This window comes from Pseudomonas sp. PB103 (genome assembly GCF_009764635.1).
GTDB lineage: Bacteria > Pseudomonadota > Gammaproteobacteria > Pseudomonadales > Pseudomonadaceae > Aquipseudomonas.
Genome location: NZ_RWIL01000148.1, coordinates 140,813 through 160,048 on the forward strand (window position 1 = coordinate 140,813; position 19,236 = coordinate 160,048).

General features: G+C 61.4%; 12 protein-coding genes. 9 read left to right on the top strand and 3 right to left on the bottom strand.

Going from position 1 to position 19,236, the window contains the following annotated elements:
* Window positions 1-36 precede the first annotated feature (36 nt).
* Both EJA70_RS26505 and EJA70_RS26510 read left to right on the top strand, forming a co-directional pair.
* On the top strand, window positions 37-732 hold the full coding sequence (locus EJA70_RS26505) for a DUF1266 domain-containing protein (protein WP_158834770.1): 696 nt from the start codon (window positions 37-39) through the stop codon (window positions 730-732).
* Entirely contained in the window at window positions 729-3,455 is a 2,727-nt protein-coding gene (locus EJA70_RS26510) for a DUF805 domain-containing protein (RefSeq protein WP_158834773.1), read from the top strand. Before EJA70_RS26505 ends, EJA70_RS26510 begins: the two co-directional genes overlap by 4 nt.
* Here the strand turns inward: EJA70_RS26510 and EJA70_RS26515 are convergent.
* The 3 genes from EJA70_RS26515 to EJA70_RS26525 all read right to left on the bottom strand — a co-directional run bounded on the left by EJA70_RS26515 (window position 3,452) and on the right by EJA70_RS26525 (window position 9,475).
* On the bottom strand, window positions 3,452-5,143 hold the full coding sequence (locus tag EJA70_RS26515) for a molecular chaperone HscC (RefSeq protein ID WP_158834776.1): 1,692 nt from the start codon (window positions 5,141-5,143) through the stop codon (window positions 3,452-3,454). The two genes, EJA70_RS26510 and EJA70_RS26515, sit on opposite strands and share 4 nt — an antisense overlap.
* Before the next feature lie 94 nt (window positions 5,144-5,237).
* The gene (locus EJA70_RS26520; protein ID WP_158834779.1) at window positions 5,238-8,516 is read right to left on the bottom strand and encodes a PAS domain S-box protein; all 3,279 of its coding nucleotides are present in this window, start codon (window positions 8,514-8,516) and stop codon (window positions 5,238-5,240) included.
* 74 nt (window positions 8,517-8,590) lie between these two features.
* On the bottom strand, window positions 8,591-9,475 hold the full coding sequence (locus EJA70_RS26525; protein WP_158834782.1) for a LysR family transcriptional regulator: 885 nt from the start codon (window positions 9,473-9,475) through the stop codon (window positions 8,591-8,593).
* A 140-nt stretch (window positions 9,476-9,615) separates the two neighbouring features.
* On the opposite strand from EJA70_RS26525, the gene leuC reads away from it, so the two are divergent.
* From leuC to EJA70_RS26560, 7 genes are all read left to right on the top strand, one after another.
* The gene (gene leuC / locus EJA70_RS26530; RefSeq protein WP_158834785.1) at window positions 9,616-11,034 is read left to right on the top strand and encodes a 3-isopropylmalate dehydratase large subunit; all 1,419 of its coding nucleotides are present in this window, start codon (window positions 9,616-9,618) and stop codon (window positions 11,032-11,034) included.
* 10 nt (window positions 11,035-11,044) lie between these two features.
* On the top strand, window positions 11,045-11,689 hold the full coding sequence (gene leuD, locus EJA70_RS26535; RefSeq protein ID WP_007913445.1) for a 3-isopropylmalate dehydratase small subunit: 645 nt from the start codon (window positions 11,045-11,047) through the stop codon (window positions 11,687-11,689).
* 163 nt (window positions 11,690-11,852) lie between these two features.
* On the top strand, window positions 11,853-12,620 hold the full coding sequence (locus EJA70_RS26540) for a class I SAM-dependent methyltransferase (protein ID WP_158834788.1): 768 nt from the start codon (window positions 11,853-11,855) through the stop codon (window positions 12,618-12,620).
* Window positions 12,621-12,674: 54 nt separating this feature from the next.
* Entirely contained in the window at window positions 12,675-13,757 is a 1,083-nt protein-coding gene (gene leuB / locus EJA70_RS26545) for a 3-isopropylmalate dehydrogenase (RefSeq protein ID WP_158834791.1), read from the top strand.
* Window positions 13,758-13,823: 66 nt separating this feature from the next.
* Window positions 13,824-14,936, top strand: a complete 1,113-nt coding sequence (asd, locus tag EJA70_RS26550) for an aspartate-semialdehyde dehydrogenase (protein WP_158834794.1) — start codon at window positions 13,824-13,826, stop codon at window positions 14,934-14,936.
* A 276-nt stretch (window positions 14,937-15,212) separates the two neighbouring features.
* Window positions 15,213-16,223: an aspartate-semialdehyde dehydrogenase gene (locus tag EJA70_RS26555; protein ID WP_158834797.1), complete on the top strand. Its 1,011-nt coding sequence runs from the start codon at window positions 15,213-15,215 to the stop codon at window positions 16,221-16,223.
* A gap of 208 nt (window positions 16,224-16,431) precedes the next feature.
* Entirely contained in the window at window positions 16,432-19,104 is a 2,673-nt protein-coding gene (locus tag EJA70_RS26560; protein ID WP_158834800.1) for a FimV/HubP family polar landmark protein, read from the top strand.
* Window positions 19,105-19,236: the final 132 nt, after the last annotated feature.

The window sequence follows — 19,236 nt, forward strand, 5'->3', positions numbered from 1 at the left end:
TCCCATTTCTCACTCGGTCGGCGTGGAGCATTTTTCATGGACGAGATTCAGCAGCGCTGGCTGTGGGCCCTGTCGGCGCCGATGGCGGCGCTCAATCCTGGCGCCGGGTATGACGACCCTGCTTTCTGCGACGACGCGTACATCAATCTGGAGCACAGCTGGGGCATTGATACCCGCCAGGAGCTGTTCGGCATGCTCAGGGGGATGACCGACGACGGCCACGCCAAACACCTCAGTGACGGTTATCTGGCCTGGCAGCATTGCCTGCCGAGTGAATGGCCGGCGCTGCTCGAGCGTCTCGCCCCGCGTGAACGCATCCTGCATGAGTTTGCCAGCCGCACCTTCGATAGCTGCGGGGCCGGTGGGATTCTGTCGTGGGACTACGGGCGCATGGGCTTCCTCTTGCGCTGCGGTGTGCGCAACAAGTGGATCGATCTGGTCGAGAGTCAATGGCTGCATTCGCGCCTGGCCGTCAGGGCGCAATTTCACTACGACAGCTGGATGGCGTACTACCACGGCTTCCTTATCGGCCGGGCGTTCTGGTGCTGCCAGAACAAAAGTGATGATGCGCTGGCGTTCGAGCTGGATCGACAAGGGCAGACTGCGCATAACCTGCTGATCACCCGGGGTCTTGAGCAGAACATCCCGCAGTTTCTGCCTGACTTGCCTTGGCATATGGACATCGACCCGCCGCCGCGTCCGGCATCGCTCAAGGAGTTCGACTGGTCATGAGTTGCTGGATCCAACTGGGCATCGAGCCCACTGCCGACGAAACCCTGATCCGTGATGCCTACCGCGCACGCTTGCCGGCGCATCACCCGGAGACCGACCCCGAAGGCTTTCAGGCGTTACGCATGGCGTACGAAAAAGCCCTGCGTCTGGCTCGTGAAGGCGATGTGGAAGAGGACTACGGGGAAGAGGGCGACGAGGAGGATTACGCCGAGTTCGAGGCGCCAGACGCGCCGGTCGCCGAGACTCCCCAAGCCTTCGTGGAGTTCTGTGAACTGCTCGACGATCCTGCACGGCGCTTCAATATTGCCGCCTGGCAGGCGTTTATCCGCACGCTGGATCAATTGCCCCTCGATGACCTCGACGATCTCAGTTGGGGTTTCTACCACCGCATGACCGATGCCGGTTTGCTGTCGCATCAATGCGCGAACCTGCTGGCCGAGCGCATGGCCTGGGATCAACAGTTGCTCGATCTTGGCTACGATCAGGCGGAGCGGGTCGATGCGTTTCTGCGGCGGATAAAAACCCAGGACCCGTTCGATGTGGCGTTGATGAGCCATTGGCCGGAGCCCGCGCAGGTTGAAGCGTTGTGGTACGCCCGCAGCCTGGAAGTCACCTTCACCCAGCGTCCGCTAAACGAATTCCGCCATTTCGCCCTTCGACACACCTGCTTGCCGTTGCCGAACGATGAGGCATACATCAAACGTCTGCTCGCGCAGTTCACTCAGGCGGGCATCGGCGGGGAAGGGCTGCTGCAGTCCTGCATCGAACAACAGCGTCAGCACCCTGACGACCTCGACTGGCTGTACATGCTGGCCAGCCAGTACAGTTTGCAGGGGCTGGATGATCAGGCGTGGCCGTGCTGGATCCGCTCGTGGCAGGAACACCGTCATCCGAAAGCCGAAGGCCATTTGTTGGCGCTATGTGCCGAGCGCTCGCCGGACCTGCTGCCGTTGCTGATTCAAGCCTTCGATTGTGCCCGGCCTTTCAGTGCCTGGCCGCTTGATCTGGACGACGCCAGTCAGGCGTATGGCAGCCCGACTCAGCAACCACAGACCTTGTTGCGCTGGCTGGACGTCGGTCCTCTGCAACTTCAGGGGCTGGCCGGGACTTTTGTCGATTGGCGCCTGCACGACGACGAGTTGCCGCTGGTGGCGCTGTTGCTCGGCGAGCATGCCGACCAGCGCCTGCAACGACTTTACCGGCATGCCTGGGCGTTGCATCGCGGTGACGTGCTGTTGTTGCAGCAGATGCTCGACGAGGCGTTGCCGCCGGACGCGCTTGAAGCGCTGGTGCTGAGCGGTTTCCAGTATCAGGCTGAGCAACATCTGCGCTGGCTGAAAATTTCGCCGATCGCGCGGGCGATGACCGCCTACACCGATGAAAACGCAGAATCGCCACAACTGCCTGTGGCGCAGACCAGCGATCAGTCGCACAGCCTGTGCCGCGGCTGGTTGCGCCGGTTGCGTCCCTACAGTCACGCCGCGCTCGCGCGCATTGAACAAGACTTCAAGCTCAACGGCTCATACGCCGGCACTGATCTGTCGGAACTGACGCAGTTGCTGCAACTGGCTCAACTCGATGTGCTGTTGCCCGCACCGGAGGCGGGCGAAGGGCTGTGGCCATGGCACGCGCAAACGCTGTTTTTGCTGATGTTGCTGGGGCAGACGGAGCGTTGGTTGCCATTGATCGACGCGCGGATGCTGGAGTCGCTGGCATTCAACCCGGCCCATCCGCTGAGCCGCTTGCAGCCGTTGTTGCAGCGATTGCTGCGTGAACAGGGTCATTGCAGCGGCTTGCTCGGCCTGCTGCAAACCGAAGAGCCAGTGCAGGCGCTGCTGGCCCAGCAGATGTGCGGGGTTCAGGAGGCGCTGGACAGCCTGCGCTTGCTCAGCAACGACCGGTTGTTCCTGTGCATGCGCCGTGATCTGCGTGCTTTTGACGACGACCTGCTCGGGCGGATGCTGCTGACGGGCGTGCTGTATCACACGTCATTGTTTGATGCCAAACAGCGGCGCTTTTTGCTCGACAGGATTACCGAAGTCGTCAACCCACAGGAGTGGTTCGACGGTTTCCGGCACAGCTTGATCAAGGGCGAACCGCTACGACCGCCACGTCAGGCGCTCGAAGATGAGGGCATCAACGACTGCGACGATTTTTACCTGGCGCTTGATGTGCTCAAGGATCTGGTCAGGTACGGCGACGCGGGCGTGCCACGGCAGAAACACCTGATACCCCTGCAGCGGGCCAAGGACAATCAGCAGAACGGCCTCGGTGTGCGGTTTGCTTGCAGTGCGCTGCTGTCGTGGTCGGAGCGATTGATGATGGCCAAGGCCGAGGCGCGGCCGATATCGGCCATGGCGTTCTGGCGCCTGGGCTCGCGGCTGAGTCGCGAGGCCTTTGTCGGGCAAGTGCTTGGCCTGGTGCTGCTGACCCCGCTGGTCGCCGTGCTCAGTGGATCGACGCCGCCCGCCCTGGTGGTGCTGGTGCTCGGGGTGTTGATTCTGCTCGGCGCCATGCTGCGGCGCCTGCATGACATGGGCCGGGGTGTCGCGACCTTTCTGGTGTTGGCCGGGTTGACGCCAGCCTTGCCGTTTCTGCCGCTGGTGCTGTTCGGCTTTCCCGGGGAAAAACTGCCCAACCGCTACGGCATGCCCCCGGAAAGCTTTCGTGAAGACCCGTTGGCCGCCGGCTTGCAGGCGGCGCTGCGGCGACTCATCGGCTAGAAGCGCAGTTCATCCAGGGCGCTGTTGAGTTGTGAACGCTGGTTGGCAATCTCCGCCGGTTGTTGGTCGCCGAGCACGGCCGTGAAGCTGTGCAGCCATTCGGCAATGCGCTCGCGCTCGGTGCCCAGGCTCTGCATCCAGGCGCGCTCCAGGCGTGCCAGCAGCGTGCGGTTGGGCAAGGCATCACGCGGGTGGACCTTGAGCGCGGCGAGCCGGTCGTGGCTGTTCTGCCGAGCCTCGTCATCCAGCCCGGTCGGGCTGCGGTCGATGCTGTGGCTGTGGCGCTTGCCGGTCTCCAGCAACGTGACGTCGACCTCAAGCAGGCCATTGATGTCGTAACTGAAGCGAACATCGAGCGCCTGACGGTGTTCGGTGGGCGTTAGCGTGACATCGAAACCGTCGATGAAAATGTTGTCGCGCACCCATGGGCGCTCACCCTGATACACCGAGATACGGATCTGTTCCTGCTTGGGATAGGTGGTGCAATAGCGCTCCACCCGTGACGTCGGGATGATCGTGTTGCGCTCGATTATGGGCGAAAACGCGCCTTCGACGCCTCTGCCGCGCATCGTCTCGATACCCAGCGTATAAGGGCAAACATCGGTGAGGATCAACTCTTCTACCGCTCCGTCGCGGGCCTTGCAGGCCGCTTGCGTCGCGGCGCCAAGGGCGACAATCGTGTCCGGGTCGAGGTGACGATACGGCAGGCGCCCGAACAGCGTGGCGACCATTTGCTGCACCGCGAGCATGCGTGTGGCGCCGCCGACCAGCACCAGGCTGTCGAGGTCGCGGGGTTTCAGTCGGGCATCGCGCAGGGCCTGTTCGATCGGTGCGCGCAAGCGTGACAGCAGCGGCTCCCAGATTTTCAGCGCGGCCGCTTCGTCCAGCGACCATTCGCAGACATTGTCGGCGTGGCGCCAGCTCAAATGCTGGACGCCTTCACCGAGGTTGCACTTGAGTTGCTCCAGCGCATCGCCGAGGCTGGCGAGGCTGTGCGCGTCGATCATTGACGGCGTCAGTTGCCAGGTCTTGAGGCAGTCTTCGAGCAGCGCGGCGGTAAAGTCTTCGCCGCCGAGAAAGTTGTCGCCAGTCGACGCATGCACTTCGATCAGCGGCAACGCGTATTCCAGCACCGTGACGTCGAAGGTGCCGCCGCCCAGGTCGAAAATCAGCGTGCGCTCGAATTTCTGCTCATGCAGCCCGTAAGCCATGGCCGCTGCCGTGGGTTCATTGATCAACCGTGTGACCGCCAGCCCCGCCAACTCGGCGGCGAACAGGGTGCGCTTGCGTTGTTCGTCGCTGAAATAGGCCGGCACTGAAATCACCGCCTCAGTGACCGGATGGCCAAGAAACGCTTCGGCGTCCTGCTTCAGTGAGCCCAACACCAGCGCCGACAACTCTTCCGGGCTGAACGCGCGAGCGCCGAGCTCGACCCGTTTATCGCTGCCCATGAAACGCTTGAACGCCGCAGCGGTGCGATCCGGGTGGGTGGTCAGGCGGGCGCGGGCGGCTTTGCCGACCAGGATCGTGTCATCTTCATCGAGGCTGACCACCGAGGGGGTCAACACGTCGCCGAGGGCGTTGCGGATCAACTCGGCGCGACCGTCACGCCAGACGGCGATCAGGCTGTTAGTGGTGCCAAGGTCGATGCCCAGCAGGGCTGGGCGGGGGAGGGTTGCATCCTGCATGAAAGATCCCGAAACGGCGCAAAAAAAGCGACCCTACAGGTTGGCGCAAACGCTGGCAATTGCCGCTCTGTTGCAAGCTGCGCAGCGGCGAGTATCAGGGCAGCAGCTTTTTCAAACCCTCCAGTGGCAGTGGCCGGCTGTGCAGGTAGCCTTGGTACAAGTGGCAGCCTAAACCTTGCAGGAACGCCAATTGTTCGGGGGTTTCCACGCCTTCGGCGATCACCTCCAGTTCCAGGCTGCGGGCCATGGCGACGATGGCGCGGATGATTTCGGCGTCATTCGGGTCGGTGGTGGCGTCGCGGATAAACGACTGGTCGATTTTCAATGTGTCGACCGGCAGGCGCTTGAGGTAAGTCAGCGACGAATAACCGGTGCCGAAATCGTCCATGGCGAAGCTCACGCCGAGCTTTTTCAGGCGGCGCATTTTGCTGATGGTGTCCTCCAGGTTCTGGATGACGATGCCTTCGGTGATTTCCAGTTTCAGCAGCGAGCAGGGCAGGCCGTGGCTGCTCATGCTGTGTTCGATGCGTTCGACAAAATCGTTCTGGCGGAACTGTCGTGGGCTGATGTTCACGCACAGGCTGAAGTTGAGCGGGTCGACCAGTTTCAGCGCGATCAGCTGTTTGAACGCGTCGCAGGCTTCGTCGAGGATCCACGTGCCGACTTCGAGAATCAGCCCGCTGTCCTCCAGCACCTTGATGAATTCGGTGGGCGATTGCGCGCCGAGCTCCGGGTGATTCCAGCGCACCAGCGCTTCGGCGCCGATGATGCGGTTGTCGCGGGCATCGATCTGCGGCTGGAAGTGCACATTGAATTCGCCGCGTGACAGCGCCAGGCGCAGGTCGGTCTCCATGCGCAGCCGCTCGCTGGCCGCTTTCTGCATGGTGTTGTGGTACATCTGCGTGGTGTTGCGCCCGGAATCCTTGGCCCGGTACAGGGCGATGTCGGCGCGCTTGAGCAGGTCGGTCGGGGTCGAGCCGTGATCGGGAATCAGCGCCACGCCGATGCTCGGCGTCACTTGCAGGCGCTGGCCGTCGAGGAACATCGGTTCCGAGAGCAACTCACGCAGGGTGTCGGCGAGGTTGCGCACTTGCGCGCTGACTTCATTGCGCGAGCCTTCGAGGCCGCTGAGCAGGACGACAAACTCGTCGCCACCGAGGCGTGCGACGGTATCTTCCATGCGCACACTGGCTTCGAGCCGCGCGGTGATGATCTTCAGCACCGTGTCGCCCACCGGATGGCCGAGCGAATCGTTGATGTGCTTGAAGTGGTCGAGGTCGAGAAACAGCAAGGCGCCGCGCAGGTTATGCCGTTTGAGCAGGGCGATCTGTTGGCTCAGGCGATCCATCAGCAAGGCGCGATTCGGCAGGTTGGTCAGCGGGTCGTGGTACGCCAGATGACGAATCTGCGCTTCGGCGTTTTTCAGCAGGCTGACGTCCCGCGCGGTCAGCAGCAGGCACGCGGTTTCATTGAGGGTGATCGGCTCGACCGAGACTTCCACAGTCAGCATCTCCCCGCGCTTGTTGCGCCCGAGCATTTCCTGATGGTGCACGCGGCCCTTGATCTGCAACTCGGCCAGCAGCGCCGAGCGTTGCTTCTCTTCGGCCCAGATGCCGACCTGATACACGGTTTTGCCCACCACTTCGTCGGCGCGATAGCCGGTGAGGCGGCAGAAACCGTCGTTGACCTCCAGATAACGGCCGGTATCGCGCTCGGTGATGGTGATCGCGTCGGGGCTGGAGTGGAACGCCTTGGCGAATTTCTCTTCACTGGCCTTCAGCGCCGCTTCCGAGCGTTGTTGCTGGGTAATGTCGCGCAGGGTGGTGACGATGCACGGCTGGTCGCCGACGCTGATCTGCCGGCTGGAAATCACGCAGGTCAGCGACTGGCCGTCCTTGTGCTGGACGATGATCGCGACGTTGCTCAGGCCTTGTTCGCGGATCACGCGCTCGATGCGTTGCAGGCTTTTCGCCGAGGCGTCCCACAGGCCGATTTCTTCGGCGGTATGGCCGATCACGTCGGCGGCGCTCCAGCCGAAGGTCTGGCTGAAGCTGGAGTTGATCTCGATGAACTCGCCGCTGTCCTGGCGGGTCACGCAAATCGGGTCGGGACTGACCTGAAACAGCGTGGCGAATTTCTCCTCCGACGCGACCAGCCGTTGTTCACGTTCGACCTGATCGGTGATGTCCAGCAGGGTGCCGGCCATGCGCAGCGGCGCACCGTTGTCATCGCGATAGAGGCGGGCGCGGCTTTCCAGATAACGCGAGCTGCCATCCGGCAGTTGCACGCGATAGGTCAGTTGATAATTGCCCGCCGGACCTTCGCGCAGGCTGCGATAGGCATCGCGCATGCTGTCGCGTTCCTCGCCCGGCACGCCTTCGAAAAATTCGTCAAACGATTCATGAAAGGGTTTCGGCTCCAGCCCGTGCAGTTGCGCAGCCCGTGCCGAGCCGTAGAGCATGCCGCTGGGGATGTGCCAGTCCCACGTGCCGAGCTGCGCCGAATCCAGCGCCAGGTCGAGGCGTTCCTGGCTGTCCTTCAACGCGTGTTCGGCGGCTTTGCGTTCAGTGGTGTCGAGGAATGTGCTGAGCAGATACGGCTGGCCTTCGAGTTCGACCTTCTGCGCGCTGAGGATACCGTCGTGAATCTGCCCGTTGCTGGCGCGAAACTGCACCTCCATGCTGATCAGTTCGCCCTTGGTGTTGGTCTTCTTGACCAGTTCGGCGCGCTGCTCGGGGTGTACCCACAAGCCCAGTTCCAGCGTGGTGCGGCCAATGGCGCTCTGCACCGGCCAGCCGAACAGGCTTTCGAAATACTGATTGGCCTCGCTGATCAGGCCGTCTTCCTGACGCGTCAGCAAGACCATGTTCGGACACAGGTGAAACAGGGTGGCGAAACGTTTCTCCGAGCTGCTCAGCGCCTGTTCGCGTTGACGCTGGTGGGTGATTTCGCGAATCACCCCGATCATTCGGGGGCGGCCGTGTTTATCCGGCAGCAGGCTGCCGCTGATTTCCAGCCAGTGCAGGCTGCCGTCGGGCCAGCGGATGCGGTGGTGCATCGCTTGTTCCAGCGGTGCGCCGGCGATCACCGCATGGAAGGCGCGAACGGTCTTGGCGCGATCTTCCGGGGGCAGCAGATCGAGGTATTCAAGGTCCGCCGGCAGCGGTTGCCGTGGATCGAAGCCGAACAATGCCTGGGTGCCCCGTGACCAACTGATCTGCCCGCGCTCGATGTCCCAATACCACGCGCCGAGCCGCGCGCCGTTGAGCGCGGCGAGCAATTGCGGCGCGCTCTCCCAGCTCTGCTCGGAATGACGCGGGTCAATCGCCTGGATACGCGGCATCGGCGGAATGCGGTCAACAGATTTCGGCATTGTGGACAGGCCTTGAGCTGATGGTGGCGTTAGGCACAGGGACAGCGGCTCTATAGGAGTAGCACAAGTTGGCCTTATGTCCCTGGCAGATCGATTTGTGCATCCAGCAAGGCCATAAAGGCTCTTGCCGCATTCGATAGCGTCCGTTCGGTGTGCAAGATATAGCCTAGCTGGCGACTGAGCTGTATGCCCGGCAAAGCGATGCTTGCCACCTGTTCATCGAGCATGGTCCGTGGCAGAACGCTCCAGGCCAGACCGATCGAGACCATCATCTTGATGGTTTCCAGATAGTTGGTGCTCATGGCGATGTTCGGCGTCAGGCCCTGAGCCTCGAATAAACGCTGCACGATATGGTGTGTAAAAGTGTTGCCGCCGGGGAAAACCGCCGGATGACCGGCGATGTCGGCCAGATTGACCGCGCCGTTATTGATCAGCGAATGCTCCGGGGCGACCACGAAATCCAGCGGGTCGTCCCACACCGGCGTGGCTTTGACCAGCGCGTGAGGCTCCGGCGCGAGGGTGATGACCGCCAATTCTGCGCGGCCATGGAGAATTTCCTCGTAGGCCACTTCCGAATCGAGGAACTGAATATCCAGCGCGACTTGTGGGTAACGGCGGGTAAATTCCCGTAAAAGCGGCGGCAAACGGTGCAAACCGATGTGGTGACTGGTGGCCAGGGTCAGGCGCCCGCTGACTTCGCCGGTCAGATTGGTTAGCGCGCGGCGGGTGTCATCCAACACATTAAGAATCTGATAAGCCCGTGGCAACAGGGCGCGGCCGGCCTCGGTCAAGCCGACTTCACGGCCCAGCCGATCAAACAGGCGCACCTTCAATTGTTGCTCCAGCCCGGCGATGCGTTTGCTGATCGCCGGCTGCGTCAGGTGTAGGCGTTCGCCGGCGCCGGAGAAGCTGCCGGTCTCGGCAATCGCGATAAAAGCGTTGAGGTTGGCCAGATCCATGTTCGTATTCCAGTTGGTTATCCAAAGCATAAAAAATATGAATTTGAGTTATTTAATCTAACCCCATAGGATCGGCCTCACAAGCCAAAGGGTTATTGATAAGCCCAGGGCATAGAAACAAGCTGATGAGGAACCGTCTGATGGCCGGCAAAACGCTCTACGACAAGCTCTGGGATTCGCATTTGGTCAAGCAGCGCGACGATGGCTCTGCGCTGATCTACATCGATCGTCACATCATTCACGAAGTGACCTCGCCGCAAGCCTTTGAAGGCCTGCGTCTGGCCGGGCGCAAGCCTTGGCGCATCGATGCCAACATCGCGACCCCGGACCACAACGTACCGACCACGCCAGAGCGCAAGGGCGGCATCGAAGCCATTGCCGACCAGGTCTCGCGTTTGCAGGTTCAGACCCTCGACGACAACTGCGATGAATACGGCATTGTCGAGTTCAAGATGAACGACGTGCGCCAAGGCATCGTCCACGTGATCAGCCCGGAGCAGGGCGCGACCTTGCCGGGCATGACCGTGGTCTGCGGCGACTCGCACACCTCGACCCACGGCGCATTCGGCGCGTTGGCGCACGGTATCGGCACCTCCGAGGTCGAGCACGTGCTCGCCACGCAGTGCCTGGTCGCCAAGAAAATGAAAAACATGCTGGTGCGCGTTGAAGGGCAATTGCCGTTCGGCGTGACCGCCAAGGACATCGTCCTCGCGGTGATCGGCAAGATCGGCACCGCCGGCGGTAACGGCCACGCCATCGAATTCGCCGGCAGCGCGATCCGCGATTTGTCCGTTGAAGGCCGCATGACCATCTGCAACATGTCCATCGAAGCCGGCGCCCGCGTAGGTTTGGTCGCAGCGGATCAGAAGACTGTCGACTACGTGAAGGGCCGTCCATTTGCTCCGAAAGGCGCGGAATGGGACATGGCCGTCGAGTCCTGGAAAGACCTGGTGTCCGACGCCGACGCCAAGTTCGACACCGTGGTTGAGCTTGACGCTACGCAGATCAAGCCGCAAGTCAGCTGGGGCACTTCGCCTGAGATGGTTTTGGCGGTTGATCAGAACGTGCCGGATCCTGCGAAAGAGATGGATCTGGTCAAACGCGACTCGATCGTCCGCGCCTTGAAATACATGGGTTTGACCGCCAATCAGGCGATCACCGACATTCAGCTGGATCGCGTATTTATCGGTTCCTGCACCAACTCGCGCATTGAAGACTTGCGCGCTGCGGCGGTCATCGCCAAGGGTCGCAAGGTTGCTTCGACCATCAAGCAAGCGATCGTCGTGCCGGGCTCGGGTCTGGTCAAGGCGCAGGCTGAGGCCGAAGGTCTCGACAAGATTTTCCTCGAAGCCGGTTTCGAATGGCGTGAGCCGGGTTGCTCGATGTGCCTGGCGATGAACCCGGACCGTTTGGAGTCCGGCGAGCATTGCGCCTCGACTTCCAACCGTAACTTCGAAGGCCGTCAGGGCGCCGGTGGCCGTACCCACCTCGTCAGCCCGGCCATGGCGGCGGCGGCAGCGGTGAACGGTCGTTTCATCGACGTTCGCGAATTGATTTAAGGAGCGCAGCATGAAAGCTTTTACTCAGCACACTGGTCTTGTCGCGCCTTTGGATCGTGCCAACGTCGACACTGACCAAATCATTCCGAAACAATTTTTGAAGTCGATCAAGCGCACCGGTTTCGGTCCGAACCTGTTCGACGAGTGGCGTTACCTCGATGTCGGTCAGCCGTATCAGGACAACTCCAAGCGCCCGCTGAACAAGGACTTCGTCCTCAACGCCGAGCGTTATCAAGGCGCCAGCGTGTTGCTGGCCCGCGAGAACTTCGGTTGCGGCTCCAGCCGTGAACACGCGCCGTGGGCGCTGGAAGAATACGGTTTCCGCAGCATCATCGCGCCGAGCTACGCCGACATCTTCTTCAACAACAGCTTCAAGAACGGCTTGCTGCCGATCATCTTGAGCGACGCTGAAGTCGATGAGTTGTTCAAGCAGGTCGAGGCCGAGCCGGGTTATCAACTGCAAGTTGATCTGCAAGCGCAGACCGTGACGCGTCCGGATGGCAAGGTGTACAGCTTTGAGATCGATGCGTTCCGTAAGCATTGCTTGTTGAACGGTCTGGACGATATCGGTTTGACCTTGCAGGACGGTGATGCGATTGCGACGTTTGAGGCCAAGCACCGTGTGAGCCAGCCTTGGTTGTTCCGCGACGCATAAACAAGATTTGGAATTGATGTAGGCAGGGCCGGCCCCATCGCTGGCAAGCCAGCTCCCACAGTGATTTGCGGTGTTCACAAAACCTGTGGGAGCTGCGGTGCGACGATTCGACTTGCCAGCGATGAGGCCGGAACAGGCACCACAAGATCAAAAGGAAGTCCCCATGACCAGCACCGCCCAACACACTCAGGTCGTACAAAAGCAATTCGGTGAACAGGCCGCCGCCTACCTGAGCAGCGCCGTTCACGCGCAAGGCACCGAATTCGCCCTGCTACAAGCTGAGCTGGCGGGGCAGGGCGAGGCGCGGGTTTTGGACTTGGGTTGCGGCGCCGGTCACGTCAGTTTTCACGTGGCATCGCTGGTCAAGGAAGTGGTCGCTTACGACCTGTCGCAGCAAATGCTCGACGTGGTCGCCGCCGCTGCGATTGATCGCGGTATCGGCAACATTTCCACGGTCAACGGTGCCGCCGAGCGTCTGCCGTTTGCCGCTGGCGAGTTCGACTTCGTGTTCAGCCGTTATTCGGCGCATCACTGGAGCGATCTCGGTGTGGCCTTGCGCGAAGTGCGGCGGGTGCTGAAGCCTGGCGGTGTAGCGGCGTTCGTGGATGTGTTGTCACCGGGCAGTCCGTTGTTCGACACTTACCTGCAAAGCGTCGAAGTGCTGCGCGACACCAGCCATGTGCGCGATTATTCAGGTGCCGAATGGCTGCGTCAGGTCAGCGAAGCCGGTTTGCATGTGCGCAGCACCACGCGTCAGCGCCTGCGTCTGGAGTACGCCAGTTGGGTGGAGCGCATGCGCACCCCTGAAGTGATGCGCGCCGCGATCCGCCAGTTGCAGCAGTCGATGGGCAACGAGGTGCGTGAATATTTTGAGATTGATGCCGACGGCTCGTTCAGTACAGATGTAATCGTATTGATGGCTGAGCGCTAAGAATTTTTCCGGGCGCGCCTCAGATGGCGCACCGACTGAAGACACGAGGAAAGCATGAGCAAGCAGATTCTGATTCTCCCAGGTGACGGTATTGGTCCGGAAATCATGGCCGAAGCGGTCAAGGTGCTGGAACTGGCCAATGACAAATACAGCCTGGGCTTTGAGCTGAGCCATGACCTGATCGGTGGCGCCGCCATCGACAAGCACGGCGTGCCGCTGGCCGACGAAACCCTCGAGCGTGCCCGTGCTGCCGATGCCGTGCTGCTGGGCGCCGTCGGTGGCCCGAAATGGGACACCATCGAGCGTGATATCCGCCCTGAGCGCGGTCTGCTGAAAATCCGTGCGCAACTGGGCCTGTTCGGCAACCTGCGTCCGGCGATTCTCTACCCGCAACTGGCCGAGGCTTCGAGCCTGAAGCCGGAAATCGTTGCCGGCCTGGACATCCTGATCGTTCGCGAGCTGACCGGTGGCATCTACTTCGGCGCGCCACGCGGCACCCGTACCCTGGAAAACGGCGAGCGTCAGTCCTACGACACCCTGCCGTACAGCGAAAGCGAAATCCGCCGCATCGCCCGCGTCGGTTTCGACATGGCCATGGTGCGTGGTAAGAAACTCTGCTCGGTGGACAAGGCCAACGTGCTGGCGTCCAGCCAACTGTGGCGTGAAATCGTCGAAGAGGTGGCCAAGGATTATCCAGAAGTCGAACTGAGCCACATGTATGTCGACAACGCTGCCATGCAACTGGTGCGCGCGCCGAAGCAGTTCGACGTGATCGTCACCGACAACATGTTCGGCGACATCTTGTCCGACCAGGCGTCGATGCTTACCGGTTCCATCGGCATGCTGCCGTCGGCCTCGCTGGACACCAACAACAAGGGCATGTACGAGCCTTGCCACGGTTCCGCTCCGGACATCGCCGGTAAAGGCATCGCCAACCCGTTGGCGACCATTCTGTCGGTCTCGATGATGCTGCGTTACAGCTTCAATCTGCAGGATGCGGCTGATGCCATCGAAAAAGCCGTCAGCGTCGTGCTCGACCAAGGTCTGCGCACGGGCGACATCTATTCGGCAGGTTGCAGCAAAGTCGGTACGCAGGAAATGGGCGACGCAGTAGTCGCCGCGCTGCGGAATCTGTAATCTCTCGGGCCCGCTGCGAAATTCAATACAAAGCAGCGGCCCACTTTTCAAGAAGGTGTAGTTGCGATGAAACGTGTAGGTCTGATCGGTTGGCGCGGGATGGTCGGTTCCGTGCTCATGCAGCGGATGCTGGAAGAGCAGGATTTCGATCTAATCGAGCCGGTGTTTTTCACCACTTCCAACGTCGGTGGCCAAGGCCCGTCCGTGGGCAAGGACATTGCTCCGCTCAAGGACGCTTACAGCATTGATGAGCTGAAGACCCTCGACGTGATTCTGACCTGCCAGGGTGGCGACTACACCAGCGAAGTGTTCCCGAAACTGCGCGAAGCCGGTTGGCAGGGTTACTGGATCGACGCAGCCTCAAGCCTGCGCATGAACGATGACGCGGTCATCATTCTTGATCCGGTCAACCGCAAGGTTATCGATCAGCAGCTCGATGCGGGCACCAAGAACTACATCGGCGGCAACTGCACCGTCAGCCTTATGCTGATGGGCCTGGGCGGTCTGTTCGAAGCCGGTCTGGTCGAGTGGATGAGCGCCATGACCTATCAGGCGGCCTCCGGTGCCGGCGCGCAGAACATGCGTGAACTGATCAAGCAAATGGGTGCGACCCACGCCGCTGTCGCCGATCAACTGGCCGATCCGGCCAGTGCGATCCTCGACATCGACCGTCGTGTGGCTGATGCCATGCGCAGCGACGCGTACCCGACCGAAAACTTCGGCGTACCGCTGGCTGGCAGCCTGATCCCGTGGATCGACAAGGAACTGCCGAACGGCCAAAGCCGCGAAGAGTGGAAAGCTCAGGCCGAGACCAACAAGATCCTCGGTCGCTTCAAGAGCCCAATCCCGGTTGACGGCATCTGCGTGCGCATCGGCGCCATGCGTTGCCACAGCCAGGCGCTGACCATCAAGCTGAACAAAGACGTACCGATCGCCGATATCGAAGGGCTGATCAGCCAGCACAACCCTTGGGTCAAACTGGTGCCGAACCAGCGCGAAATCAGCATGCAGGAGCTGAGCCCGACCAAGGTTACTGGCACCCTGAATGTGCCGGTCGGCCGTCTGCGCAAGCTGAACATGGGCTCGCAGTTCCTCGGCGCGTTCACCGTGGGCGACCAACTGCTGTGGGGCGCGGCCGAACCGCTGCGTCGTATGCTGCGGATCTTGCTTGAGCGTTGATCGTTTGCAGTAATGAAAGAGCCCGTGCCTTGTGAGAGGTGCGGGTTTTTTTATGCCTGGGGTTTCTCGGGTGTTTGTACCGGCCTCATCGCTGGCAAGCCAGCTCCCACAGTGTTCAGTGTTGTACACAAGATTCATGCACAACACCGAAACCTGTGGGAGCTGGCTTGCCAGCGATGAGGCCGGTTGAGGCGCGGCAAATCCCCGGCAGAAATTGCCTGTGCGCCAGTCACCCGGTAAAGTGCCGCTCCCCCCGTTTCGCCAGAGGCTCGCACCATGACCCAGACCCTAGATATTGCCGTGATCGGCGCCACCGGTACTGTCGGCGAAACCCTCGTACAGATTCTCGAAGAACGCGACTTCCCGGTCGGCACCCTGCACCTGTTGGCGAGCAGCGAATCCGCTGGCAGCTCGCTGCTGTTCCGCAACAAGAACGTGCGCGTTCGCGAAGTCGACGAGTTCGATTTCAGCAAGGTCAAACTGGTGTTTTTCGCCGCCGGCCCGGCCATCACCCTGAGCTACGCCGCGCGCGCGCATGCCGCCGGTTGCTCGCTGATCGACCTGTCCGGCGCGCTGCCGGCCGATCAGGCGCCACAAATCGTCCCTGAGGCCAACGCCAGCAAGGTCGACGGCTTGAAGGCGCCGTTCCAGGTCAGCAGCCCAAGCCCGTCGGCCACTTCGCTGGCCGTGGTGCTGGCGCCGCTGCTCGAGCTGATCGACCTGCAATCGGTGCATGTCACTGCCAATCTGGCCGTTTCTGCTCAGGGTCGCGAGGCTGTGACCGAGCTGGCGCGGCAGACCGCCGAGCTGTTGAACATGCGTCCGCTGGAGCCGACCTTCTTCGATCGACAGATGGCTTTTAACGTGCTGGCCCAGGTCGGCACGCCTGACGCGCAGGGCCACACGCTGCTGGAAAAACGCCTGGTGCGCGAGCTGCGTCAGGTGCTGGCGCTGCCTTTATTAAAGATTTCCGCAACTTGCGTTCAAGCCCCGGTGTTTTTTGGCGATAGCTTTAGCGTGACCTTGCAGTCAACGCAGCCTGTCGACCTGGTAAAGGTCAACGCGGCGCTTGAAGACGCAGCCGGTATCGAACTGGTCGAGGCGGGTGATTATCCGACTGCGGTCGGTGACGCGGTGGGGCAGGACGTTGTCTATGTTGGGCGCGTGCGCAGCGGTGTCGACGACCTGGCGGAACTTAATCTGTGGCTGACGTCAGATAACGTACGCAAAGGCGCGGCCCTAAACGCTGTGCAGGTCGCTGAATTGTTGATAAAAGACCTGCTGTAAAAGATACTTGGCAACAATTTGTCGACTGATTCTAGGTGAGCGCTATGCTTGCCCAGATCGCTTGATAACGTGTCACCCTCCGGGACATTCCGGGGCATCAAAGAAATGATCGCGCGCGACATCTGTCGTCGTCGCGCGCAATGCCTTACGGCAGCGGTGTTCAATATCTTCTCGCTGGCCGAGGAACGTTCAAACAAAGGATGAGGCTATGGTTCAAGTTCGCAAACTGGTGTTAGCAATAGCGGCCGCCTCGGCGCTGTCCTCCGGTATGGCGCATGCCCTCGGGCTCGGGGAGCTGACCCTGAAGTCGACCCTGAACCAGCCGCTGGTGGCTGAAATCGAGCTGCTCGACGTCAAGGATCTCACCGCTGCCGAAGTGGTGCCGAGCCTGGCTTCACCCGAAGATTTTGCCAAGGCCGGCGTTGATCGCCAGGCCTTCCTCAACGACCTGACCTTCACCCCGGTGCTCAACGCCAGCGGCAAAAGCGTGCTGCGCGTCACTTCGAGCAAGCCGCTGTCGGAGCCGATGGTGAAATTCCTCGTGCAGGTAATGTGGCCGAACGGTCGTCTGCTGCGCGACTACAGCGTGCTGCTCGATCCGTCGAAGTTCTCGCCGCAGACCGCTGACGCTGCCGCACAACCGGCGCCGTCGCAGACCATTGCTGCGCCAACCACTGGCGCCACGCACCCGACGCAATACACCACCACGCCACGCGATACCCTGTGGGAAATCGCCGCGAAGGCGCGTACTGGCGGTTCGGTGCAGCAGACCATGCTGGCGATTCAGGCGCTGAACCCGGATGCGTTCATCGGTGGCAACATCAACCGGCTGAAAACCGGTCAGGTACTGCGTCTGCCTGATTCGGTGCAAAGCACCGCGCTGCCGCAGTCCAAAGCAATTGCTGAAGTCGCCGCGCAGAACGAAGCCTGGCGCACGGGTCGTCGTTATGTGGCCAAGCCAGGCACTGGTCAGCAGCAACTTGATGCGACCAACCGTGGTCGTGCAAACACCGGCGCTGCCCAGAACGCTCAGGACAATCTGAGCCTGGTCTCTGCCGAAAGCGCTAAAGGTCGCGGCAAAGGCCCGGCCGGTGATGCCAAGGCGCTGAGCAACAAATTGGCGGTCACTCAGGAAAACCTCGACACGACCCGTCGTGACAACGAGGAACTGAAAAGCCGCATGTCCGATCTGCAAAGTCAGCTGGATAAGCTGCAAAAACTGATCGAGCTGAAGAACAATCAACTGGCGAAACTGCAGGCAGAAGGGTCGGGTACAGCGCCGGCCGCCAACCCTGCCGCTCCGGCAGTGCCTGCGATCACCGCTGAACTGGCCGCCACACCGCCGGCCACTCCGGCGGACGCGGCGCCGACACCGGAATCGGCGATTGCGCCACCGGCCGAAACGCCCGCTGAAACACCGGTTACGCCAGTGGTCGAGCCGAAACCGGCAGTCGATGACGAGAAAACCTTCAATGAGCTGCTGACCAACCCGATCCTGCTGGGCCTGGTCGGTGGCGGCGCTGTTGTGCTGCTGCTCTTGCTGTTGCTGCTGGCACGTCGCCGCAAAGCCCAGCAGGAGGCCGAAAAGCACCTGCGCATGGCTCGCGCCCTGTCTGAAGAGCAAGAGTTCTCTGCCGAACAGGATTTGCCGGAAAGCAGCTTCGAAGGTCTGGAAACTCCGGCGGCGAGCGTCAAGCTCAACACCCCGGCGCCAGCCCCTGCTGCTGCGGTAGTCGCGCCGATCGTGATGGCTGAGCCGATTGCCGCGCCGCTGGTGGCGCCGGCCGCCGAGCGCTCCGACGACGTACTCGACAAGGCGCAATCGCACATCAATGCCGGTCGCCTGAACCAGGCGGCCGCGCTGCTGGAGGAGGGCGTCAGCCTGGAGCCGCAGCGCAGTGATCTGCGTCTGAAGCTGATGGAAGTCTACGGTCAGCAGGGCGACCGCGATGCGTTCGTCGGCCAAGAGCGTCAACTCGTGGCCAATGGCGATAACTTCGCCAAGGTCGAAGAGCTGAAGAGCCGCTTCCCGGCGATGGCTGTTGCCGTTGCTGCTGCCGGTGGCCTGGCCGCTGCCGCCGTGGCTGCCGAGCTGGACGCGCAATACGTCAAGGATCTGCTGCTGGATGAGCCTGAAGCACCTGTGCCGGCGCCGGTTGAAGATGACCTGGACAGCGCGTTTGACCTGAGCCTGGACGATCTCGACAACATCACGCCGGTAGAGCCTGCGCCAGTCGTCGAGCCAGAAGCGCCGGTTGAACTGGATGCCCCGGTCGAGCTGGACGAATTCCCGGCGGACGACGATCTGAGCTTTGAATCGGTGCTGCAACAGCAGACCGAAATCAAAGAGAATCTGGACGACCTGTCGGACTTCGACCTGGATCTGGACCTCGGCGCCGAACCTGCTCCGGCCCCTGCCGTGGACCTGGCGGACGATGACTTCCTGCTGGATCTGGACGAGGGCGTGAAAGACCTGTCGCCGGTCGAACCGCCGGTCGTGGCTGACGTGCCGCAGGATGATCTCGAGTTGCCGGCCGATTTCGACCTGTCGCTGGCCGATGAAATGGACAGCAACCCAGCCGCCGAACCGGATGCCTTCTCGGCTGAGCTGGACGACGTCAACGCCGAACTGGATCGCCTGTCGCAAAGCATCGCCGAACCGACCTTTACCGAAGCCGATGCGGCGGTGGGTGGTGATCTGGGCGAAGATGATTTCGACTTCCTTGCCGGCACCGACGAAGCGGCGACCAAGCTCGATCTGGCCCAGGCCTATATCGACATGGGCGATAACGACGGGGCACGCGATATCCTCAACGAAGTGTTGACCGAGGGTGACGAGAAGCAGCGTGGCGAGGCCAAGGACATGCTGTCGAGCCTGTAGTAAGTCCAGCGGTAAACAAAAACGGCAGCCCATTGAGGCTGCCGTTTTTGTTTGGTTTTCAAGGTCAAAAGATCGCAGCCTTCGGCAGCTCCTACATGAGATCGCATTCCCTTGTAGGAGCTGCCGAAGGCT